Below are 21,560 nucleotides of genomic sequence, written 5' to 3' on the forward strand. Positions count from 1 at the left end.
GCCCTTTTGGGCGGCACTGTTGTTTAGTTAGCCGTGTCAATAACCGGCACTCTATTACACACTGTCTACATCACCATGATCAGGTTTTAGGTGATCCGACTCATCGGTGTCCTGAATTGACTGATCCGGTGGCTGTTCGCTTTCCTGATGGATTGGCGATGTTTCTACCTGTTTACGTTCAGCGGTGGAGTCCAACACGCGCACATTGGCGGGTGGTGTTTTGCCGCCTTTCGTTTCGCCAAAATAGAGCGTGGTATGCGGGAATGGAATCTCGATACCTGCTGCATCAAAGCGCAACTTCACTAAACGGTTATAGGCACGTCCAACACCCCACTGGTCGCCCGGTGTCGTTTTGATCACCACACGAATATTGACAGAGCTGTCGGCCAACGCCGTAACGCCTGCAACGGTCAGGTCAGCCAGCAGTTTATGGCTATGCTCTTCGCTTGCTTTCAGGTCTTCGAACGCCAACTGCAGCTGCTCAATTGCTTCATCAATGCTTTCGTTATAGCCGATACCGTACTCACCGACGTGGTTACCGTACTCGCGCATATAGTTCGACACAGTATCAACGCTGGAGAACGGCACGATATGATAAGTACCTGACAAATCGCGTATGCCTACCGAACGAATACTCAATCGCTCGGCAGTACCAGTGATACCGCCTACCGTCACCACATCACCGGTATTCATGGCATTTTCTACCTGAATGAAGATACCGGTAATAACGTCCTGAACCAGTTTTTGAGCACCAAAACCAATCGCTAAACCTAGCACACCAGCACCAGCGATAAGCGGCCCGATATTAATGCCTATTTCCGACAACACGATCATGCCGGTAATTGTCACCATGGCAATCACTAAGGCATTCCGGAACAGGCTCAGCAGTGTTTTAGCGCGCGCAGAAGGTTCGCCATGTCCCGTTTCGGGGTTGAGCTTATGCTCGATCAAACTCGCTAACCCCAGCCACACAGCGAACGCAACGACCAAGATTATGGTGACGCTGGTAAGTTTCCCGACAAGGTTTGCGCCACGATCGGAGGCGTACCATGCCGCTAAGTTAAACACTCCCCAGGCATCCAAGACGACCATAACGACCGCTACTAATATCACGGTGCGCAGCACACGTAGGGCATTGGGCACATAGCTATTTAAGCGCACTTCCAGCATCGGCAGTTTACGGCGCAGATCATCGGATAGCCGAATACGACGGCCAATCGTCTGAGTAAGGAACGCCGAGCACAAAAGCCCGATAACTACGGCTGCCAATGTTTTCAAGGTGGCAAACAGCACAAACGGTAATGCATCCCCTGGACGTAACAAGGTAAGCACAAACACCATTAGGAAGTAGAGCAACGCAAACAAGTGCCAAGTCCGAGCAAACAAGCTCAGCGACACACGGCTGGCGGTCATCGTCGCTCGCGCTGCCATCTGGTTAAGGTTATCACGCAGGCGCACACGGTTTTTAAGCACAACGCCAACCGCGTAGATGAAGGCCAGCAACATAATAAAGGTGCCTACGGCTTGGCCTAGGGTTGCCGCAATATAGAAATTGACCAGCGGCACGACCACCATCAAGCCATAACCAACCATGCCAATTAAACGTGCTAACCAGCGATTCCAGTAGGAAGCTTCTTGCGCAGAAATAGGCAATAGGCGCAGCCCTTCATAGCGTGAAGAGAACAGCATACGCATAGCCGCTTTCAGCAGTTCAATCACCAAGAAAGCGTTTAGGAATAACGAAGCACGAGTAGAGAGTTCGCCGGTTTCACCCACCGCAAACGTCGCAATCAAGTTGCCGCCAACATAGGCAAACGCCACCAGCAACACATCTACGACGGCCGCAATGGCCACACATAACACCAAACGCAGCACAGGTGTTAAGCCACTGCCCTGCTGAGACCAACCGCTGATTTTAGTAAATAGCGGTTTAACCAAACGGCGGAAAAGTAAAAATATCGCGAATGTCGCAACAATCACGGCGCCTAGATTAATCGCCGCACTAACAAACGCGGCCATGTCGAACGAGCTAGCGCCTTGGCCAGTAAACAGGTCGCCTACCACGGCCACGGCCTGTTCGATCTGCCCGCCGACATCGCCAACCACACGACTGGTTAGCTCTGCCAGCTGACGGGGCAGTGATACATCTTCAGGGGCAAGCTCACTCCCTTGGGCGGCAGCTTCCGGCGATAACTCGCTGGCCAGTTCATTGGGTAACGCTGACGCTTGATTGCGCAACAGCTCAATCAGTTCTTGGCGCGCCTGCTCATCCTCCAGCAGGTCGGCAAGAGCCGAATACGAGGGCTGCTGCTCTGCGTTAGCGGTGTCTTCGCTTCCCGCACTCATCGTGGTTTGTGCGAGTGCAGGCGTTGTTAACAAGGCGAATAGCATCAATAACCAGACGCCTAGCCAGGGGAATAAACGTAATGGCGTCACACCTAAACCTCCCTTTGGGTGAATCTTTTACTCAATGTCATTGCTAACTCGTTTATGCACATCGTTCCATGCACATCATAGTGCACGCTATTCATATTGCACTCTAGGCGAGTGCAAGATTTGTATAACTGATAAACAGGGTAACATGAGAAAAAGAGCCTGGCTCGCCACTCGCCGCGTCAATATTCGTTATGTCAACGCTACGGCAATTAGCATCATCTCTAGATTTATCCGCACAGCGGTGCCAGCCAGTGGTGGGCTAGCGCCAACAGCAGTGCATAGCGCGCCCCTTTGGCCACCACAATCCAAAACAGTGCACGCCACCAGGGTAGTTTGAAGATGCCTGCGAGTACGGTGAGGGGATCACCCAGCACGGGCGCCCACGAAAGCAGCAAGCTCACTTCACCAAAACGTTTATACCAACGCTCTGCACGTGCTAATCCAGTGGGCGACGCGGGGAACCAGCGGCGATGTTGAAACTGGCGAGCATAACGTCCCAGCGCCACATTGATCATACTGCCCAGGGTGTTGCCAGCGGTTGCGACGAGCCAGAGCCCAAAGGCGGGCTCGCCTAGGCACCACAACCGTGCCAGCCATACTTCTGAGCCGCCAGGCAGTAAGGTGGCGCTAGCCAGCGCCACCCAGAAGAGGCTAAACATAATGAGTGCCGTCTTTGTCAGTTACTGCAAGGGCGCAAGGCACCGCTCATCGCGGAAGTTGGCCACCCAGTTGAAGGGTGATTTCGTCGGCGATGGTGCGCACTAACGCACCTAGTGCCAATAGGCGCTCTTCAGGAATACGCGCCATGGGTCCAGAGACTGAAATGGCTGCCAGCGGCGTGCCGTGCTCATCGTGAATACAGGCGGCCACGCAGTGTAACCCCACGGCATGCTCTTCACGGTCGCAGGCAAACCCCTGAGCACGAATAGTCGCCATTTCGATCAACAGCTCATCGGATTGATGCAAAGTATTTTCAGTCACTCGCGCAAGGTCGTAACCTTTCAGCAACGCAGCACGCTCGTCTTCGCTCATCCAAGCCAGTAGAGCTTTGCCCACCCCAGAAGCATGCAGCGGCGCTCGCGAGCCTAGGCGAGTAATCATCCGCATCATCTGCGGCGACTCATGCTGGGCAAGAAATACCGCCGTCGCACCATCGCGAATCCCCAAATTCGCCGTTTCCCCCGTTTCTGCGGTTAAACGGCGTAAAAAGGGCCGACTTTGCGCGACGACATCACGTGCTTCTAAAAAGCTATTACCAATGCGGAAGGTTTTAACATCAATGCGCCAAAGTCCCTGCTCACTCTCTTGCGTCACGAACCCCTGACTTTGTAGCGCTTGCAGCAATCGATGAGTGGTGGATGGCGCAAGATCCGCCATTTCCGCCAACTCCGATAAAGCCAACCCTAATGGACTTGCCGACAAATGCTCTAACAGCGTGAGGCCACGTACTAATGATTGGCTGTGCCCACCGCTCGCCTTGGTGGCCCCCGCCGGACGTCCGACTGACCTACGCTTTACTTCACTCACCCTACTTTCTCCTGAAAGCGCCTCTCCTGAAGGCATAAAGTGAGGGAGGATAACGCGCCAGCGGGCCCGCTGTCGCGTTTACGGAAACAAATTCCACCAATGATATTTCAAGAGTTGCTAGCGATGGCGCCACTGAGGTGGGCGCTTGGCAATGAAGGCATCAATCCCCTCAGCTGCATCGTCTGCCAACATGTTGCACGCCATGGTTTCGCCAGCAAACGCATAGGCTTCCTCTAACGGCATCGCTAGCTGCCGTGCGAACATGGCTTTGCCAGTGCGCACCGCCACTGCGCTCTTGGCGCAGATGCTCGCAGTGAGTTCGCCCACGGCACTATCCAGCTCGCTCTCTTCGGCAACCCGGTTGATAAGCCCCCAGTCCGCGGCCTGGGAGGCGCTGATGAACTCGCCGGTCAGCAGCATTTCCATCGCTCGCTTTCGCGCCACATTACGCGACAGTGCTACTGCAGGTGTCGAACAGAACAGCCCCACATTGATTCCTGACACGGCAAATCGGGCATTGCTAGCGGCCACCGCCAAATCACAGCTAGCGACGAGCTGGCAGCCAGCGGCCGTCGCAATGCCCTGAACTTTAGCAATCACAGGGACAGGTAAGTTAACGATGCTCTGCATCACCGCGCCGCAACGAGCAAACAGTGCTTGGTAGTAGGCTTTATCAGGATTCGCACGCATCTGCTTTAAGTCATGCCCTGCGCAAAATGCCTTGCCGTTCGCAGCCAACACCACGCAGCGCACCTGCTCGTCCTGAGCAATGTCATCAAGCGCATCTTGCAACGCCGTCAACATGTCCTCAGACAACGCATTAAAGCGTTCAGGCTGGTTTAGAGTAAGGGTCGTAACCCCTTGATAGTCATTACGTTGCAGCAGATCTAAAGACGCCAGTGGCGCATCTGAAGAGGCAGACATAGAAAGCTCCTAGACAGTCGAGTGTTGCTCAGTCTAGCGCGTACAAAGGCTAATGTTGGCGAGATACGACCAAAGAGGCCTCCTGAAGAGCAGGAGGCCTCGTGGGTTATGTATTTGCGAGCTTGCCCTGGCGCTGGTTATAGCCTAGGGGGTGGGGTTCACCGCGCGCCTTTGCCAGCTCGATTTGGCGTTGGCGCTCTCGGGCGGCAGCACGGGTTTTTTCGGGGAGTGAGTCGATGCAGTGAGGGCAACTGATGCCCGGCTCGTAAGCTGACGACTGCATATCCTCAAGCGAAATAGGCATACGGCAAGCGTGGCACTGCTCATGTTCGCCTTCGCTAAGGTCGTGGCGCACGGTGACGCGGTTATCAAACACAAAACACTCACCACGCCATAAAGACTGCTCTTCCGGGACCTTTTCGAGGTAGTTCAGTACACCGCCTTTAAGATGATAGACCTCTTCAAAGCCCTCTTTTAGCATAAAGCTAGAGGCCTTTTCACAGCGGATACCGCCGGTACAAAACATCGCGACTTTCTTGTGCTTTTCTGGGTTGTAGTGCTCACGCACATACTCAGGAAACTCACGAAAGGTGGTCGTTTTCGGGTCAATCGCCCGCTCAAAGCTACCAATCGCCACTTCGTAATCATTGCGGGTATCAATCACCAACACGTCCGGATCGGAAATCACGGCATTCCAATCTTCCGGCTCCACGTAGGTTCCAACGGTATCGTTGGGATCAATACCCGGCACGCCCAAGGTGACGATCTCTTTTTTCAGTTTCACCTTAGTACGGTAAAACGGCGTTTCGTCGCAGTAGGACTCTTTATGATCGATATCGCTTAAGCGAGGATCAGCGGTCAGCCAAGCCAGCAAGGCATCAATGCCTTCGCGAGTACCCGCCACGGTGCCGTTAATGCCTTCTTTCGCCAACAGCAGCGTGCCTTTAACGCTGTTCTCGACCATTGTCTGACGCAGTGGCTCACGCAGGGCTTCAAAGTCGTTCAGAGTGACAAACTTATACAGTGCCGCAACCACAATGGGCGGCATTTGGGTGGTTTCCGTCATGGAATACTCCTGGTAGTCGCCCTCGCAAAGGGCGGACCGGGTCAATAAACGCGCATAGTTTAGCAAATAATTCCGGCAAAGTGCTGCTCTGCCTGACGATGACTAGGGGGGCGTAGATCAATCGTCGATTTATTCGATCTAACCCTCTCAAAAGCTTCACCCCACGCGCCAGCCGAGCGAGCGTATATTGGCGTTATTCCTTACAACGCTTTCGGAGAACACCATGCACATCCGTCGTTCTAACCAGCGAGGCTATGCCGACCACGGCTGGTTGCGTTCTTTTCACACCTTTTCGTTCGCCAACTATATGGACCCTAACCATATGGGGTTTCGCGCGCTGCGGGTAATTAATGAAGATCGGGTAGCCCCAGGCAATGGCTTTGGCGCCCACCCTCACCAGGATATGGAGATCATCTCCTATGTGCTGGAAGGGGAAATGGAGCATCGCGATAATATGGGTAACGGGGAAGTCATGCGCCCAGGTGATGTACAGCGTATGTCCGCAGGTACTGGCGTATTGCACAGCGAATTTAATCATTCTAACGAGAACGGGCTGCATTTCCTGCAGATTTGGATTGAGCCTGCCAAACGCGGCATTGCCCCTAGTTATGAGCAGAAAGCCTTTCCAACCGCTGAACGCCAGGGACAGTGGCGCTTAGTCGCTTCTCAAGATGGTCGCGAAGGCTCGGTGAGCGTTAACCAAGACGTAAATCTTTACGCTGGCTTATTCGACGCTGGCGACCAAGCGGCTGCCCCACCGTCACGCTATGCCTGGCTGCATGTGGTAAAAGGCACGATTGAGGTTAACGGCGAAGCCCTTGGTTCTGGAGATGCCGCCGCCTTTCAACCGGGTGAGACGTTTAGCGTAACCGGCGGACAAGCAGCCGAAGTGCTGTTGTTTGACCTAGCCTAGCGCAATCTCAGCCCTGAAACGCAAAACGGCCCCAAGCAGGGGCCGTTTTAGATGATCACGCTGACAGCAGTGGTTAACCGTTATGCGCCGAGTACAGCACGCGAATTTTCAGCGTATGCTCAACTTTCTTCAGTGCTTCTAGGGCCTGTGGGCCGTAGGCTTTATCGACATCAATGACCACGTAGCCGACTTTGTCATTGGTTTGCAGGTACTGGCCTGAAATGTTGATGCCGTTCTCAGACAGTACGCGGTTAATTTGCGATAACACGCCCGGCACGTTGTCATGAATATGCAACAGACGATGCTTATCCGGGTGAGCGGGCAGCGCTACTTCGGGGAAGTTAACAGAGGTAACCGTGGTGCCATTATCCGAATAAGTAATCAGCTTTTCAGCCACTTCAATACCGATATTCTCCTGAGCTTCCAGGGTAGAACCACCGATATGAGGGGTTAAAATCACGTTATCCAGGCCGCGCAACGGGCTTTGGAACTCTTCATCGTTGCCCTTCGGTTCTACCGGGAAGACGTCAATGGCGGCACCGTTAAGCTTGCCCGCTTTAATCGCCTCGGCCAGAGGCTCAATCTCAACAACGCTACCACGAGCTGCGTTAATCAGAATGGCGCCCTGCTTCATGGTTGCGATCTCTTTCTCGCCAATCATCCAGCGCGTAGCAGGCAAGTCAGGAACGTGCAGGCTGACCACGTCAGAGCGTGCTAACAGTTGCTCCAGACTCGCTACCTGATTCGCGTTACCCATGCCTAGCTTGGTGATCACATCGTAATAGATAACGTTGAAACCAAGCGATTCTGCCAGCACGGAAAGCTGCGCACCGATGCTACCGTAACCAACGATACCCAGGGTTTTGCCCCGCGCTTCGTGGGAGTTTTTCGCCGATTTCAGCCAGCCACCCTGGTGGGCGCGAGCATTCTTCTCGGGGATACCACGTAGCAGCATGATGGCTTCCGCCAGTACCAGTTCTGCAACCGAGCGGGTATTCGAGTATGGCGCGTTAAATACCGCGATACCGCGCTTAAGGGCTGCCGTTAAATCAACTTGGTTCGTGCCGATACAGAAACAGCCAACGCCCACCAGCTTTTCTGCCGCGTCAAATACGCGCTCATTGAGCTGCGTACGCGAACGAATGCCGATGAAGTGCACATCGCGAATCTTTTCGATCAGCGACGCCTCATCTAGCGATGTCGGCAGGTGCTCGATGTTCTCATAACCTGCGTTGTGAAAATTGTCCACCGCGCTTTGGTGGACGCCCTCGAGCAGCAGGATCTTGATCTTGCTCTTGTCCAGGGACGTTTTGGCCATGGCTGAATCAACCTCTATGGTCGGCGGCATGCGCCGTGTATCGGTTCACGGGAGGCGCATATAGTAGCACAACCACAGCCGCTCTCGGCGTCTTGAGATGATGAAAAGTGTGCGTTTACAAGATGAACCAGACGCAAGTAGCAGAATTGACCCAGTATGAGGGCAGACGCCACCCCCTTAGCTCGGTGTATACTGGGCGTTTATTTTTTGATAACACGGCTATAGCCACATTCGCCGCCCTAATCAGCGTCAGGGCGCCAGCAAAATAGTAGGCCTTACCCAATGAGCGATAATACTCCACCAGCGCAAGATTTCGCCGCAACGGTTTCGCAGCTTGAAACCATTGTGGAACGCCTTGAATCCGGCGAACTCTCATTGGAGAACGCTCTGACCGCGTTTGAGCAAGGCGTGCGACTCACGCGTGAAGCCCAGCAGCGGCTCGACAACGCCGAACTAAAAGTTCGCGCACTAAGTGAAGACCGCGATGGTAAGCTTGACATTACCTCTTTCGCGACGGTTCCAGAAACGGACAATGCCACAGATCACGGCAACGACAGCGAGGAAACGCCGCCATGGTAACAACAGCTAATGCTTCTCAACTGGCGACGCTGCGCCATGCGAGTAACACACGGGTGGATGCCACCCTTTCAGCTTTGTTTGACTCCCAAACAGCCGTCGCGCCACGCCTTGAAGCCGCTATGCGTCACGGTTTATTAGTAGGAGGCAAACGTTTGCGGCCACTGCTGGTCTACCTCGCAGGTAGCGCGCTAGGAGCGCCGGAAGACGCGCTGGATGCCCCTGCAGCAGCCATTGAGCTGATTCATGCGTACTCATTGATTCATGACGATCTGCCAGCTATGGACGATGACGACCTGCGTCGCGGCCAACCCACGGTGCATAAAGCGTTCGATGAAGCTACCGCGATTTTAGCCGGCGATGCGCTGCAAGCACTGGCCTTTGAAGTACTTGCCAGCCAGCCCCATCCACGGCTTGGCAGCATGGTCACCACGCTGGCCGTTGCCTCTGGCCGAGCCGGAATGGTCGCAGGTCAGGCGCTCGACTTAGCCGCCGTCGGTGGCCACCCGGACGTGGATGCCTTAGCGCATATGCATGCCCACAAAACCGGCGCGCTGATTGTGGCCGCCGTGCGCTTAGGTGGCTTAGTCGCGGTGGATGAAAACGACCCCCGGCTGACCGCGCTAATTCGCTTCGCCCGCGCCATTGGTCTAGCCTTCCAGATTCATGATGATGTCCTTGATGTGACGGGCGATACCGTCACGCTAGGTAAAATCTCTGGCGCTGATGCTGCACGTGCCAAGCCGACCTACCCCAGCTTACTGGGACTTTCCGGCGCACAGCGCAAAGCAAATATGCTGATTGAAGAGGCCATTGCCGCCCTCGCCCCGCTTGGCGAGCAAGGCGCGCCACTGGCCGATCTTGCCCACTATATGATCGAGCGCGACCACTAAACGATGTCCATGACCCTGTCCATGAAAACATGCCTATGAAGCTGTTCGACGAGATTCCCCGCGAGCGCCCAGCAACGCCGCTGCTCGACTCTTTTGATCATCCCGCTGCGCTGCGGGCCATGAATGCTAAGCAGCTTGCCCAGTTGGCTGACGAACTACGTGCCTATTTGCTATACAGCGTGGGTGTGACAGGCGGCCACTTCGGTGCAGGCCTGGGCGTTGTAGAACTGACCGTAGCGCTACACCACGCCTTTCATACGCCCAAAGACCGCTTGGTGTGGGACGTAGGCCACCAAGCCTACCCACATAAAATTTTAACTGGGCGACGCGAAGCGATGCTCAGCATTCGCCAGCATGGCGGACTAGCAGCCTTTCCCCGCCGCGCAGAGTCCGATTACGACACCTTTGGCGTAGGCCACTCTAGCACGTCGATCTCGGCCGCCCTGGGGATGGCCTTAGCCGCCCAGGCGCAAAACGACCCGCGTCGTGTGTGCGCCATTATTGGCGATGGCGCACTCACTGCGGGAATGGCGTTTGAAGCACTGGCCCATGCAGGCCACGTTAACGCCAATATGCTAGTGGTGCTGAACGATAATGAGATGTCGATCTCGGAAAATGTGGGCGGCATCGCGACCTATCTAGCCCGTGTGCTGTCTAGTCAGCCTTTCCTGAAGATGCGTGAAGAAGGCAAAAAAGTGCTCTCCCATCTGCCGGGCGCACTCGAACTTGCCAAGCGCACCGAAGAGCATATGAAGGGCATGGTGAGCCCTGCTACGCTATTTGAAGAAATGGGCTTTCACTACATCGGCCCGATCGATGGCCACGACCTTGAGGCGCTCACCGAAACGTTGCGTAACCTGCGCGACCTGGACGGCCCTCAATTTCTGCATATCAAAACCGTCAAGGGTAAAGGTTTTCTGCCCGCCGAAGCGGACCAGATTGGCTATCACGCCATCACTAAGCTAGAAAAGCCCAGTGCCACCGCCAATGCGCCACTGGTGAAGCCCACGGCAGCGCCCAAGGCCCCGGCTAAGAAAAAGTACTGCAACGTGTTCGGCGACTGGCTGTGCGATATGGCAGCCGCGGATTCACGGCTGATGGGAATAACCCCCGCGATGGGCGAAGGCTCGGATTTAATTCGCTTCTCCCAGCAGTATCCCGAGCGCTATTTTGATGTCGCGATCGCCGAACAGCATGCCGTGACGCTCGCTGCGGGCATGGCCTGCGAGGGCATGAAGCCTGTTGTGGCGATCTATTCCACGTTCTTACAGCGTGGCTACGACCAACTTATTCACGATGTTGCCGTCCAGAATCTAGACGTAACCTTTGCGATTGACCGCGCAGGCCTTGTAGGTGAAGACGGGCCAACGCACCACGGCAGCATGGATTTGTCTTTTTTACGCTGCATTCCGGGCATAGTGATTCTAGCCCCTGCTGATGAAGCAGAGTGCCGCGCCATGCTTAGCGCCGCTTATCATCACCCAGGCCCAGCAGCGGTTCGTTACCCGCGTGGTACAGGCCCTGGCGCAGCTATTCCTGAGCACTTAGAGCCACTGCCCATCGGCCAAGCACAGCTACGCCGCGACGCTGGAGCTGAAGGTGTGCGCATTGCATTGCTGGCGTTTGGTAGCGTCAACGGCGCGGCCGCAGAGGTTGCCGAAAAGCTCGACGCAACGCATATCAATATGCGCTCTATCAAGCCACTGGACCGGGACACCGTGCTGCATGCTGCCGATGAACATGAGCTGCTGGTCACTCTGGAAGAGAATGTGATCGCCGGTGGTGCAGGCAGCGCTGTGAACGAGCTACTGCACGCGGAAGGGGTACAAATCGAGGTGCTCAATTTAGGCCTACCTGACACCTTTGTTGAGCACGGCACCCCCGCAGAGTTGCTACGTGACTGCGGTCTGGATGCCGACGGTATCGAGCGCGCTATTCGCGCTCGTCTCCCGTAACTTTTCACTTTTCAACGGCTGAGAACACCATGCTATTTTTGATTATTTTGTTTGGCCTGATTGGCCTTGCTGCCGGCGGCCCCATTGGCCTGCTGGTCGGTGGTGGGCTGGGCTGGTGGCTAGGGCGACGCATTAGCCGCCGCTTAAACGCTGCCCGCACACAAATCCAAGAAGGCTTTTTAGAGTCGATCTTCTCGGTAATGGGTTGCTTGTGCCAAGCCGACGGTAAAGTCACCGATGGCGAGCTGGGCGTGGCCGAAAAACTGTTCGACCAAATGCACCTTCAGGGCGAACAGCGTGCCAAGGCGCGAGCGGCCTTCGAGCGCGGACGCGCCGACGGCTTTGACCTCGATGCAGAGCTGGCGAACGTTAACCGATTGACCCAGCGCCAACCGGTTTTACGCCAAGTGTTTTTGCAAGTTCAGTTAACCGCCATTGCGGCCGACGGCGTGCTGCATCCTGCCGAGCACGAGATGATTTTGCGCGTGGCCCGCGGCGTAGGCTGTAGCGACGCCGAAGTGCAGCAAATCGAAGCCATGCTTCACGGTGCCGCCGCGAATTCGCAGGGCTCCAGCGAAGAGGCATTGAAAGACGCCTATCAAGTACTGGGCGTGAGTGAAGATGCCAGCGACGCCGAAATCAAAAAAGCGTACCGCCGCCTGATGAGCCAAAACCACCCCGATAAGCTCGCAGGCAAAGGGCTGCCTGAAAGCATGCGTGAAGTGGCCCAGGCGCGCACCAGCGAAATTGGCAACGCATACGAACGCATCCGTAGCGCCCGAGACCGGTAGCTCGACAGGTTTCTAAGCACTCGCTAGAGTAAAAACTCACCGCGCTGCTTAGGAGCCGCCTAATGATAACGAACTATAGTTTTCCGAACTCTCGCTCGCTGCGGGTTACCTGGACACTTGAAGAACTTGGCCTGGAGTACCGCTGCCAACATGTCGCATTGGATAGAGGCGAAGGACAGACTGCTGAGCACCTAGCCCGCCATCCAGACGGCAAGGTGCCAGTGATTGAAGATGGCGAGCTAACGCTGTTTGAATCGGCACCTATCTGCCGTTATCTAGCCGAGCAATACGGTGATGGCAGCCTTCTGCCAGAAAGCGTCGCTGAGCGAGCGCAGGTCGACCAGTGGCTAAGCTTTATCGTCACCGAAATCGAGCAACCGCTGTGGCTTCAGGCCAAGCATAAATTTGCCCTCCCCCAAGATAAGCGCGTGCCTTCAGTCTTGCCCACCGCCGCCTGGGAATTTCAGCGGGCACTGCTAGCACTAGAACGCCGTTACCAGGGCCAGGAGACGTTAGTCGGCGAGACATTTACCCTGGCAGATCTCTTCCTTACTCATACGCTAACGTGGGCAGCCAGCATGAAACACCGGCTGCCTGAACCCCTAGCGGTCTACCGTGCACGTCACGCTGAGCGCCCGGCGCTAGCCCGTGCCATGGAAAAAGAGCAAGCGGCAGCGGCTTAGTATTTTTAGCCACAAATGACGCTACCCAGGCACTCGCTGTCTACACCGCTGGCGTGGATAGCGCAGGCAAAGTGACCTAACGCTTAATGACTTATCATCCAAGGACGTGCGGAAGGGAACATTTTATTACCTTCCGCCGTATAAAATACTTGGGGCTTATGATGCGCTTGATGGCAACAGCCTTTTTCGCGCTCACTCTGCTGGTTGCCATGCCTGGGCTCGTGTGCGGCTTTTTCATTCCGCGCAAAGGCACTACGCCGTGCTGGGTCCATTGTTAATAACTGAGGGGCGACCAGCAGTACTCGTGGTGACAACGTTCCACAAGTTGGGCAAGCGCAAGCATCACCTACCTCGCTCAGTGGAACCAGTTCGTGGAATAAGCCATGGGTAGCACATTTATAGTCATAGAGAGGCATACCGCTTTCTCCTTATTGTTAGCATCCCTTGTAACAGGCAGCGATACTGACGTGTCGCTGCCTTTCTCAATGCAGCTATAGCTAGGCGCTCTACTTATCCTTGGAGAGCGGCAGATCAGCCCCCTGGGCGACTTGCGCTCCAGGCCCATTGGCATTCGGCTTCACATCAATATCAAAAATATCCGTTGGCAGCCAAAGTGTTGCGCAAGCATTGGGAATATCGACAACGCCACTGATATGCCCTTGTACGGGGGCGCAGCCTAGCAGCGAGTAGGCTTGGGCACCGGTGTAACCAAATTTTTTGAGGTACTCAATCGCATTGAGAACGGCCTGACGATAAGCCACGTGCACATCCAGGTAGTGCTGTTTACCTTGTTCGTCGACCGATACCCCTTCAAAGATTAGGTAATCATCGTATTTCGGCGTGACAGGGCTTGGCTTGAAAATAGGGTTCTTGATGGCGTACTTCTCCATTCCACCTTTGATCAGGTTAACCCGCAAGTGGATCCAGCCCGCCATCTCAATAGCACCGCAAAAGGTGATTTCTCCATCACCTTGGCTAAAGTGCAGGTCGCCTACCGACAAACCACCATCTTTAACGTACACAGGAAAATAAATTGTCGACCCACGCGATAAGTCTTTGATATCACAATTACCACCATGCTCACGGGGCGGTACTGTTCGCGCGCCTTCAGCGGCAGCTTGTTGCTTTGCAGTGCCTGACAATTTACCCATATGCGCCGTATCGGCGTAGGGAAGCGCGGCTAACTGGGGGATACGGTCAGGCTCAGTATCGTAAAGTGCTTTTTCCCGCTTATTCCATTCAGCCAACATCTCTTTTGACGGTAAGCAACCAATCAAGCCCGGATGGATTAAACCAGCAAACTCGACACCAGGAATATGTCGGGATTTAGTGAACATGCCATTAAAGTCCCAGATCGACTTTTGTGCCTCTGGGAAATGCTCGGTTAAAAAACCACCGCCATTCTGTTTAGAAAAAAAGCCATTGAACCCCCACTGACTCTCCTCAAAGGTACCAATATCAAGAATATCGACTACCAACAAATCGCCAGGCTCAGCACCTTCAACGCCTACGGGACCTGATAAAAAGTGAACCTGGGTTAAGTCAACATCGCGTACATCGTCGGCGCTGTCATTGTTATGAATTTGCCCGCCAGTCCAGTCATGACACTCAACGATAAAGTCGTCACCAGGCTTTACCATGCAGGCCATGGGTATATCGGGATGCCAGCGATTATGGATCTGTTCGTTCTCGTAAGGTGATTGTTTAAGGTCAATTTTAATAATTGTTTCAGCCATAACAAACCTCTGTCACGTAACGTAGGATAGTCAGCGTAGAGAAGATCGTTTCCCCTACCCCACTATGCAAAATAGTCACTCAGGCAGTTATAAGCTAATTACATCTCGACTATTACGCAGCCTTAACCAAACTCAGCCGAGTATCTGCTCAACAAATACTCAGGAGAGCGGGCGTTAGAAGCATTCAGACAGAAGAGCGGTTCAATAGGGTGACAAAAGGGCTTAGTCACCCTTTACGTTCGATATCGACGTCGCTGGCTTGGGTAAAATCGTCCAGCGCCATCATATGGCCAAGTTTGCCCGCTTTGGTTGAGAGATAGTGCTCATTATGGGGATTCAGGCCGGTGGTAATTGGCAGGCGCTCAACCACGTTCACGCCATCCCGGGTTAAGGCATCCACCTTACGAGGGTTGTTGGTCATCAGTTTTAATGCCGTGATACCCAAGTGGTTAAGCATCGGCACACACAGGTCGTAGCGACGCATGTCCGCACCAAAACCAAGTTGCTCATTGGCTTCAACCGTATCTGCACCTTGGTCTTGCAGATGATAAGCGCGGATTTTATTCAGCAGCCCAATACCTCGCCCCTCCTGGCGCAGGTAGAACAGCACGCCACGACCTTCTTCGGCAATTCGCTTGAGCGCTTCTTGTAGCTGATAGCCGCAGTCGCAGCGCATGGAAAACAGCGCATCGCCGGTTAAACATTCAGAATGCACGCGCCCCAGTACTGGCTCGCCGCCGCTCACATCACCTAGCGTTAAGGCGATATGGTCTTTACCCGTGGCTTCGTCTTCGAAGCCGTGCATGGTGAATGTGGCCCAAGGGGTGGGCAGCCGGGAAGCGGCAATGAAGCGAATGGTCACAGGTTACCTCGTCGATTAACCAAACCAGCTAACCACACCGGTGTTGGAAAAATAAGAAAACATTCTACCAGGAAGCAGCGGTAGCCTCACGGTCTCAACAGGGAGAGGCGTTTTTAAGTACGTTTTTCAGTACAATTGCCGCCTTCAGACACAGTTATCTTCAAGTACCGTTATCTTCAAGTACAATGACTCCCTTACAATGCGGGCAAACTTCTCAAGAGCAAGTGTTTATGACCACCACACCTTTGCAAAACGACCGTTTTCTTCGTGCGCTGGCTCGCCAGCCCGTCGACCGCACTCCGGTGTGGATGATGCGCCAAGCAGGCCGATACCTGCCAGAATATCGCGCCAGTCGCGCCGATGCGGGCAGTTTTATGGATCTGTGTCGCAACCATGACCTAGCTTGTGAAGTAACGCTACAGCCCCTTGAGCGTTACCCACTAGATGCCGCCATTCTGTTCTCCGACATCCTCACCATCCCAGATGCGATGGGGCTAGGGCTTTATTTCGAAACCGGTGAAGGCCCGAAATTCAGAAAAACTGTGCGCACTCCAGAAGAGGTTGCAGCGTTAACGGTGCCCAACGCCGAGCGCGACCTCGATTATGTGATGCGCGCCGTATCGACCATTCGTCGTGAGCTGAACGGCCGCATGCCGTTGATCGGCTTTTCGGGCAGCCCCTGGACGCTAGCCACCTACATGGTGGAAGGCGGTTCTAGCAAAGATTTCCGCCACCTGAAAACCATGCTTTACGATACGCCAGACACCATGCACCAATTGCTGGATACCCTGGCGCAGTCGGTAACCGACTACCTAAACGCGCAGATTCGCGCCGGCGCTCAGGCAGTACAGATTTTTGATACCTGGGGCGGTGCACTTTCAACCCCCGCCTACCTGGAATTTTCACTGCGCTACATGGAGCAAATTGTCTCTGGCCTGATTCGTGAGCACGATGGTCGCCATGTGCCGGTTATTCTGTTTACCAAGAACGGCGGCCAATGGCTGGAGCACATCGCCTGTGCCGGAGCCGATGCGCTAGGTATCGATTGGTCCACCGAACTTTCCGACGCCCGCGCACGGGTAGGCCATAAAGTAGCGCTGCAAGGCAACCTCGATCCCAATGTGTTGTTCGCACGTCCTTCTGCCATCCGCGCGGAAGTCGCACGGGTGTTGGAAAGCTATGGGCACGGTCCTGGCCACGTCTTTAACTTGGGCCATGGCATCAGCCAGTTCACTAATCCGGATCACGTCACCGCCTTTATGGAGGCGCTGCACGATTTAAGCCCGCAGTATCATCAAAGCATTCCTACCCAAACAGACGCCCCGTGCCCAGGAGCAAAGTAATGAGCGATTTACGCGACGACCAGTGGTTTACCGAAGTATTTGATAGCCACGGCAGCGCTTTCTCGCTGAAAGTCACTGAGAAGCTGCTGGATGTGCAAAGCCCCTACCAGCACTTGGAAGTGTACGCCACCGAGACCTACGGCAACCTGATGGTGCTGGATGGCTGCGTGATGCTGACCGATCGCGACAACTTCCTCTACCACGAAATGATTGCCCACCCGGCGTTGTTCACTCATCAAGATCCCAAGCGGGTAGTGATTATTGGCGGTGGCGACTGCGGCACGCTGAAGGAAGTGCTGCGTCATCCGGGCGTTGAGAAAGTCACGCAAATTGACATCGATGAGGAAGTGACAAAGGCCGCCGAGCGCTTCTTCCCCGCGCTGGTAGAAGCTAACGGTGACCCACGTGCCGAGCTGCTGTTTGCGGATGGTGTGAAGTGGGTAGACGACGCAGCCGACGAGAGCATCGACGTGCTGATCATCGACTCTACCGACCCGGTCGGCCCTGCAGAAGGCCTGTTCAAAACCGACTTTTTGAAGCGCTGCCACCGCATTCTTAAAAGCGGCGGCGTGATGGTGCAGCAGAGCGAATCACCGCTTTACCACAGCGGCTCTATCATTCGTGAACTGCGTAACGACATGCGTGAGGCGGGCTTTGATAGCGTGGCCACACTGCCCTTCCCCCAGCCGGTTTACCCTTCAGGCTGGTGGAGTGTCACGTTGGCCGGTAAAGCGACCAGCGTTGAAAGCTTCCGCGAACAGGCTGCCGCTGAGCATCAAATGCCGCTACAGTACTACACTAGTGATGCTCACCGTGGTGCACTATCGCTGCCGCCTTTTATGCGTAAAGCCTTCGCATAACAGTGCGTCTGCGCATAGCCAAAAAGCCGAGCATTGCTCGGCTTTTTATATGCTTACGTTTACTAGCCCTTTCACGTTAAGGAATAACAAATGAAAACCGTTCGTTGGTTGGGAGTAGGAATTGGTGTTTTAGTACCGGCGATGGCTATGGCCAGCACGCTGGAAACCGTTCAGGAGCGCGACAGCGTGCGCTGTGGCGTTAACGCTGCCCAGCCAGGCTTTTCGTCATTAGATGACGACGACCAATACCGAGGCCTGGATACTGATGTGTGCCGTGCTATTGCCGCCGCGGCGCTTGGCGACGCGACAAAAGTAGATTTCGTGCCGCTCGACTCAGTAGAGCGTTTTACCGCGCTGCAGTCTGGCGAAGTCGATGTGCTATCACGCACCACAACTTGGACCTCAAGCCGTGACACAACAATGGGGATGAATTTTACCGGCGTGAGTTACTACGATGGCCAAGCCTTTATGGTGGCCAGCGATCTAGGCGTGCAAAGCGCCAAAGAGCTTGATGGCGCAGCAGTTTGCACCCAGTCTGGCACCACCAGCGAACTCAATCTTTCTGATTACTTCCGCATCAACGGTATGACTTATGATGCTGTCGTTTTTGATGCGCCCGAGCAGTCGATTGCCGGCTTTGAAGCGGGCCGCTGCGATGTTTTAAGCTCTGACGCTTCCCAGCTGTATGCCCAGCGGATGCAGCTTGCTGATCCCGACATGGCGGTCGTGCTCCCTGAAATTATCTCGAAAGAGCCGCTGGGCCCAGCCGTTCGTCAAAATGATGACCAATGGTTCAATCTTGTGAAGTGGTCGCTGTTTGCCATGCTAAATGCGGAAGAGCTGGGCATTACACAAGCTAACGTAGATGAACAGCTTAATTCGGAAAACCCTGATGTCATGCGCTTGCTTGGCCAAGATGGTGACTTCGGCGAGCCAATGGGTATCAATTCTGACTGGGCGTACCAAATCATCAAGCAGGTGGGTAACTATGCCGATATCTTTGATAGAAACGTTGGTGCCGACTCCGACTTCAAGATTGCCAGAGGCTTAAACGCCTTGTGGAAAGATGGTGGCATTCAATACGCACCGCCTATTCGTTAATCTTGTCCATCCTTTAAGCTCGTTAATTCATAACGCTGAGCTACCTTTTTTTAAGCTAGCAGTCACATTAGCGACTACGCATTAAAATAGAGCAATCACTAGTCGCTAATGTTTCTTTTTGCACCAATACTTTCGTATACAGCAGGGATTTTGCGTTGAAAAGCGCTGAATTTGACGACATATCCTTTCTGGCACCTTCCTTGCTAGCTTTTAGTGTCATGCATCTGCATGCATAACGACATTAAATCGAGTAAGGGGAAAGACCATGATGAATAAGAAACACTTGGTACTGCTGGCCTCCGCGGGTGCTATCACGCTGGCCGGTGTCGCCACTGCTCAGGCTGATACGTTAGCAGACACGAAGGAACGCGGCGCTGTTCAGTGCGGCGTCAGCGATGGCCTGCCAGGTTTTTCTGCCCCGGACGATGAAGGTAACTGGCAAGGACTCGACGTTGATGTATGTCGTGCCGTTGCCGCCGCCGTTCTCGGTGATGCTGATGCGGTGAACTATATTTCCCTGAACGCCGTAGAGCGCTTTACAGCCCTTCAGTCTGGCGAAGTCGATGTACTATCACGTAATACCACTTGGACCACCACTCGTGACACTACCCTGGGCCTTAACTTCACTGGCGTGACCTTTTACGACGGTATCGGCTTCCTAGTTAACCGCGATCTGGGGCTTAGTGGTGCCAGCGAATTGGATGGTGCCGCTATTTGTATTCAGTCTGGCACCACGACCGAACTCAACGTAGCCGACTACTTCCGCGCCAACGATATGCAGTTCGACCCCATTGTATTTGATACCTCTGAACAAACCGTGGGCGGCTTCCAGTCTGGGCGCTGTGATGTATTGACCTCGGATACCTCTCAGCTGGCGGCACTGCGTATTCAGCTAGATGACCCGGACAGCGCGGTCATTCTACCCGACATTATTTCCAAAGAGCCTCTGGGCCCTGTTGTACGTCAAGGCGACGATGTATGGTTTAACATCGTGAAGTGGTCGCTATTCGCCATGATTAACGGCGAAGAGTATGGCGTCACCAGTGAAAATGCCGAAGAGATGCTCAACTCTGAGAATCCTGATGTTGCCCGCCTACTTGGCCAAGATGGCAACTATGGTGAAGGCATGGGCTTAGAAGCCGATTGGGCCTACAACATCCTCAGCCAAGTCGGTAACTACGGCGAAAGCTTTGAGCGCAACGTCGGCATGGGCTCTCCACTTGAAATTGAACGTGGTGTTAACGCCCTCTGGAACCAAGGTGGCTTCCAGTACGCACCGCCGATTCGCTAAGCGTCTCGTTTGACCCCGGCCCGCCGCTCCATGCTTCCAAGGGCATCGGCGGGCCATTTGATTGACCGTCCGTATCGCGGAGACGCCTTCCATGTCCGTAAGTCCTAACACTCGTCCCGCTGGCCACAAGCCGCCGTTTTGGCGAGATCGCGCCAAACGTGCGCTTATTTTCCAGCTACTCCTCGTCGCCGCTGTGGCAGCCTTTTTGTTCTACATTGTCGGTAATGTCCAAGACAACTTATCCGCACGTGGTATCACCACTGGGTTTGGTTTCTTGGGCAACACCGCAGGTTTTGGGATTGTGCAGAGTCTGATCGACTACTCATCTCAAAGCACTTATGGCCGCACCTTCTTGGTCGGCTTACTGAATACGTTGCTGGTGGGTGGCCTAGGGGTATTGGCCGCGACCATCATTGGCTTTATTGTGGGCATCGCCCGCCTGTCGCCTAACTGGCTGCTAGCGCGCTTAGCCACTGCCTATATCGAAACTTTCCGCAATATCCCGCTGCTACTGCAAATATTCTTCTGGTACTTTGCGGTATTACGCACGATGCCAAGCGCCAGAGATAGCCTGGCATTTGGTGAAGTCATCTTTCTCAACGTACGCGGACTGTATTTACCCCAACCGCTGTTTGAGTCTGGCTTTGGCTTGATCCCGCTTACCTTCCTTATCGCCATTGTTGCCAGTATTGCCCTGGTGATATGGAACAAGCGTCGCCACGAAGCCACCGGTAAACGCCTGCCGGCTTACTGGATATCATTTGTGCTGATTTTTGGCTTACCGCTATTAGTGCTCGTTGCTACTGGCGTGCCGGTTACCTGGGAAATGCCGGAACTACGCGGCTTTAATTTCCGTGGCGGTATTACGGTGATCCCTGAGTTCCTCGCACTTTGGCTGGCACTTTCGATTTATACCGCCTCCTTTATTGCCGAAATTGTCCGCTCTGGTATTCAGGCAATTTCGCACGGGCAAACAGAAGCCGCCCAGGCGCTAAGCCTGCCACGCAACTTGGTACTTCGTCTGGTGGTTATTCCTCAGGCACTGCGCGTCATTATTCCACCGCTAACCAGCCAGTACTTGAACTTGATTAAGAACTCGTCGCTGGCAACCGCCATCGGTTATCCCGACCTTGTCTCGGTATTTGCAGGTACCACGCTGAACCAGACCGGCCAAGCCATTGAGGTTATTGCGATGACCATGGCGGTCTACCTAACCATCAGCCTGCTGGTGTCCATGTTTATGAACTGGTTCAACGCCCGAGTGGCACTGGTTGAACGCTAGGCC

20 protein-coding genes are annotated in these 21,560 nt (G+C 54.4%); 11 read left to right on the forward strand and 9 right to left on the reverse strand.

Annotated features, from left to right (window positions below):
• Positions 1–54 precede the first annotated feature (54 nt).
• From ybiO to trhO, 5 genes are all read right to left on the reverse strand, one after another.
• Positions 55–2,436 carry a mechanosensitive channel protein gene (gene ybiO / locus IR195_RS19250; protein ID WP_206048362.1) on the reverse strand — a complete coding sequence of 794 codons (2,382 nt, stop codon included), beginning with the start codon at positions 2,434–2,436 and terminating at the stop codon, positions 55–57.
• Positions 2,437–2,663: 227 nt separating this feature from the next.
• Entirely contained in the window at positions 2,664–3,095 is a 432-nt protein-coding gene (locus tag IR195_RS19255; RefSeq protein ID WP_206048363.1) for a YqaA family protein, read from the reverse strand.
• 46 nt (positions 3,096–3,141) lie between these two features.
• On the reverse strand, positions 3,142–3,963 hold the full coding sequence (locus IR195_RS19260) for an IclR family transcriptional regulator (protein WP_206048364.1): 822 nt from the start codon (positions 3,961–3,963) through the stop codon (positions 3,142–3,144).
• Between the two features lie 117 nt (positions 3,964–4,080).
• Positions 4,081–4,887, reverse strand: a complete 807-nt coding sequence (locus IR195_RS19265) for an enoyl-CoA hydratase (RefSeq protein ID WP_206048365.1) — start codon at positions 4,885–4,887, stop codon at positions 4,081–4,083.
• A gap of 106 nt (positions 4,888–4,993) precedes the next feature.
• Complete coding sequence (gene trhO / locus IR195_RS19270; protein ID WP_206048366.1) at positions 4,994–5,953, reverse strand: oxygen-dependent tRNA uridine(34) hydroxylase TrhO; 960 nt, start codon at positions 5,951–5,953, stop codon at positions 4,994–4,996.
• Positions 5,954–6,176: 223 nt separating this feature from the next.
• Between trhO and IR195_RS19275 the strand changes: the two genes are divergently transcribed.
• On the forward strand, positions 6,177–6,866 hold the full coding sequence (locus IR195_RS19275) for a pirin family protein (RefSeq protein ID WP_206048367.1): 690 nt from the start codon (positions 6,177–6,179) through the stop codon (positions 6,864–6,866).
• Positions 6,867–6,939: 73 nt separating this feature from the next.
• On the opposite strand, the gene serA is transcribed toward IR195_RS19275, so the two are convergent.
• Positions 6,940–8,184, reverse strand: a complete 1,245-nt coding sequence (serA, locus tag IR195_RS19280) for a phosphoglycerate dehydrogenase (RefSeq protein WP_125752810.1) — start codon at positions 8,182–8,184, stop codon at positions 6,940–6,942.
• A gap of 282 nt (positions 8,185–8,466) precedes the next feature.
• Here serA and IR195_RS19285 point away from each other — a divergent pair, with 282 nt between their 5' ends.
• The 5 genes from IR195_RS19285 to IR195_RS19305 all read left to right on the forward strand — a co-directional run bounded on the left by IR195_RS19285 (position 8,467) and on the right by IR195_RS19305 (position 13,082).
• Entirely contained in the window at positions 8,467–8,763 is a 297-nt protein-coding gene (locus tag IR195_RS19285) for an exodeoxyribonuclease VII small subunit (protein ID WP_206048368.1), read from the forward strand.
• Positions 8,757–9,653, forward strand: coding sequence for a (2E,6E)-farnesyl diphosphate synthase (gene ispA, locus IR195_RS19290; RefSeq protein WP_206048369.1), 897 nt, complete (start codon positions 8,757–8,759; stop codon positions 9,651–9,653). The genes IR195_RS19285 and ispA overlap by 7 nt, the downstream gene beginning before the upstream one ends.
• A gap of 29 nt (positions 9,654–9,682) precedes the next feature.
• The gene (dxs, locus tag IR195_RS19295) at positions 9,683–11,608 is read left to right on the forward strand and encodes a 1-deoxy-D-xylulose-5-phosphate synthase (RefSeq protein WP_206048370.1); all 1,926 of its coding nucleotides are present in this window, start codon (positions 9,683–9,685) and stop codon (positions 11,606–11,608) included.
• Between the two features lie 29 nt (positions 11,609–11,637).
• Positions 11,638–12,399 (forward strand): co-chaperone DjlA, encoded by a 762-nt coding sequence (gene djlA, locus IR195_RS19300; RefSeq protein WP_206048371.1) that lies wholly within the window; start codon positions 11,638–11,640, stop codon positions 12,397–12,399.
• Between the two features lie 62 nt (positions 12,400–12,461).
• Complete coding sequence (locus tag IR195_RS19305; protein WP_146942341.1) at positions 12,462–13,082, forward strand: glutathione S-transferase family protein; 621 nt, start codon at positions 12,462–12,464, stop codon at positions 13,080–13,082.
• Positions 13,083–13,165: 83 nt separating this feature from the next.
• Here IR195_RS19305 and IR195_RS19310 read toward each other — a convergent pair whose 3' ends face one another.
• From IR195_RS19310 to ribA, 3 genes are all read right to left on the reverse strand, one after another.
• Positions 13,166–13,498 (reverse strand): FmdB family zinc ribbon protein, encoded by a 333-nt coding sequence (locus tag IR195_RS19310; RefSeq protein ID WP_206048372.1) that lies wholly within the window; start codon positions 13,496–13,498, stop codon positions 13,166–13,168.
• A gap of 90 nt (positions 13,499–13,588) precedes the next feature.
• On the reverse strand, positions 13,589–14,818 hold the full coding sequence (gene fmdA, locus IR195_RS19315; RefSeq protein WP_206048373.1) for a formamidase: 1,230 nt from the start codon (positions 14,816–14,818) through the stop codon (positions 13,589–13,591).
• Between the two features lie 226 nt (positions 14,819–15,044).
• The gene (ribA, locus tag IR195_RS19320; RefSeq protein WP_030071109.1) at positions 15,045–15,680 is read right to left on the reverse strand and encodes a GTP cyclohydrolase II; all 636 of its coding nucleotides are present in this window, start codon (positions 15,678–15,680) and stop codon (positions 15,045–15,047) included.
• A gap of 230 nt (positions 15,681–15,910) precedes the next feature.
• Between ribA and hemE the strand changes: the two genes are divergently transcribed.
• The 5 genes from hemE (at position 15,911) to IR195_RS19345 (ending at position 21,557) form a co-directional block, all read left to right on the forward strand.
• The gene (gene hemE, locus IR195_RS19325) at positions 15,911–17,023 is read left to right on the forward strand and encodes a uroporphyrinogen decarboxylase (RefSeq protein ID WP_125752834.1); all 1,113 of its coding nucleotides are present in this window, start codon (positions 15,911–15,913) and stop codon (positions 17,021–17,023) included.
• The gene (speE, locus tag IR195_RS19330) at positions 17,023–17,883 is read left to right on the forward strand and encodes a polyamine aminopropyltransferase (RefSeq protein ID WP_125752837.1); all 861 of its coding nucleotides are present in this window, start codon (positions 17,023–17,025) and stop codon (positions 17,881–17,883) included. Before hemE ends, speE begins: the two co-directional genes overlap by 1 nt.
• A gap of 90 nt (positions 17,884–17,973) precedes the next feature.
• Entirely contained in the window at positions 17,974–18,984 is a 1,011-nt protein-coding gene (locus IR195_RS19335; RefSeq protein WP_125752840.1) for an amino acid ABC transporter substrate-binding protein, read from the forward strand.
• Positions 18,985–19,249: 265 nt separating this feature from the next.
• Complete coding sequence (locus IR195_RS19340; protein ID WP_125752843.1) at positions 19,250–20,275, forward strand: amino acid ABC transporter substrate-binding protein; 1,026 nt, start codon at positions 19,250–19,252, stop codon at positions 20,273–20,275.
• A gap of 91 nt (positions 20,276–20,366) precedes the next feature.
• Positions 20,367–21,557, forward strand: a complete 1,191-nt coding sequence (locus tag IR195_RS19345; protein ID WP_125752846.1) for an amino acid ABC transporter permease — start codon at positions 20,367–20,369, stop codon at positions 21,555–21,557.
• Positions 21,558–21,560: the final 3 nt, after the last annotated feature.

It is taken from the genome of Vreelandella venusta, assembly GCF_015689495.1.
GTDB classification, from domain to species: domain Bacteria; phylum Pseudomonadota; class Gammaproteobacteria; order Pseudomonadales; family Halomonadaceae; genus Vreelandella; species Vreelandella venusta.

Excerpts from the sequence above, each read along its gene's own strand:
- serA (WP_125752810.1), bottom strand. The coding sequence starts at position 8,184 with ATGGCCAAAACGTCCCTGGACAAGAGCAAGATCAAGATCCTGCTGCTC.
- fmdA (WP_206048373.1), bottom strand. The coding sequence starts at position 14,818 with ATGGCTGAAACAATTATTAAAATTGACCTTAAACAATCACCTTACGAG.
- speE (WP_125752837.1), top strand. The coding sequence starts at position 17,023 with ATGAGCGATTTACGCGACGACCAGTGGTTTACCGAAGTATTTGATAGC.
- IR195_RS19345 (WP_125752846.1), top strand. The coding sequence starts at position 20,367 with ATGTCCGTAAGTCCTAACACTCGTCCCGCTGGCCACAAGCCGCCGTTT.
- IR195_RS19275 (WP_206048367.1), top strand. The coding sequence starts at position 6,177 with ATGCACATCCGTCGTTCTAACCAGCGAGGCTATGCCGACCACGGCTGG.
- IR195_RS19335 (WP_125752840.1), top strand. The coding sequence starts at position 17,974 with ATGAAAACCGTTCGTTGGTTGGGAGTAGGAATTGGTGTTTTAGTACCG.
- ispA (WP_206048369.1), top strand. The coding sequence starts at position 8,757 with ATGGTAACAACAGCTAATGCTTCTCAACTGGCGACGCTGCGCCATGCG.
- trhO (WP_206048366.1), bottom strand. The coding sequence starts at position 5,953 with ATGACGGAAACCACCCAAATGCCGCCCATTGTGGTTGCGGCACTGTAT.
- dxs (WP_206048370.1), top strand. The coding sequence starts at position 9,683 with ATGCCTATGAAGCTGTTCGACGAGATTCCCCGCGAGCGCCCAGCAACG.
- IR195_RS19285 (WP_206048368.1), top strand. The coding sequence starts at position 8,467 with ATGAGCGATAATACTCCACCAGCGCAAGATTTCGCCGCAACGGTTTCG.
- IR195_RS19255 (WP_206048363.1), bottom strand. The coding sequence starts at position 3,095 with ATGTTTAGCCTCTTCTGGGTGGCGCTGGCTAGCGCCACCTTACTGCCT.
- IR195_RS19310 (WP_206048372.1), bottom strand. The coding sequence starts at position 13,498 with ATGCCTCTCTATGACTATAAATGTGCTACCCATGGCTTATTCCACGAA.
- hemE (WP_125752834.1), top strand. The coding sequence starts at position 15,911 with ATGACCACCACACCTTTGCAAAACGACCGTTTTCTTCGTGCGCTGGCT.
- IR195_RS19265 (WP_206048365.1), bottom strand. The coding sequence starts at position 4,887 with ATGTCTGCCTCTTCAGATGCGCCACTGGCGTCTTTAGATCTGCTGCAA.
- IR195_RS19340 (WP_125752843.1), top strand. The coding sequence starts at position 19,250 with ATGATGAATAAGAAACACTTGGTACTGCTGGCCTCCGCGGGTGCTATC.
- IR195_RS19305 (WP_146942341.1), top strand. The coding sequence starts at position 12,462 with ATGATAACGAACTATAGTTTTCCGAACTCTCGCTCGCTGCGGGTTACC.
- djlA (WP_206048371.1), top strand. The coding sequence starts at position 11,638 with ATGCTATTTTTGATTATTTTGTTTGGCCTGATTGGCCTTGCTGCCGGC.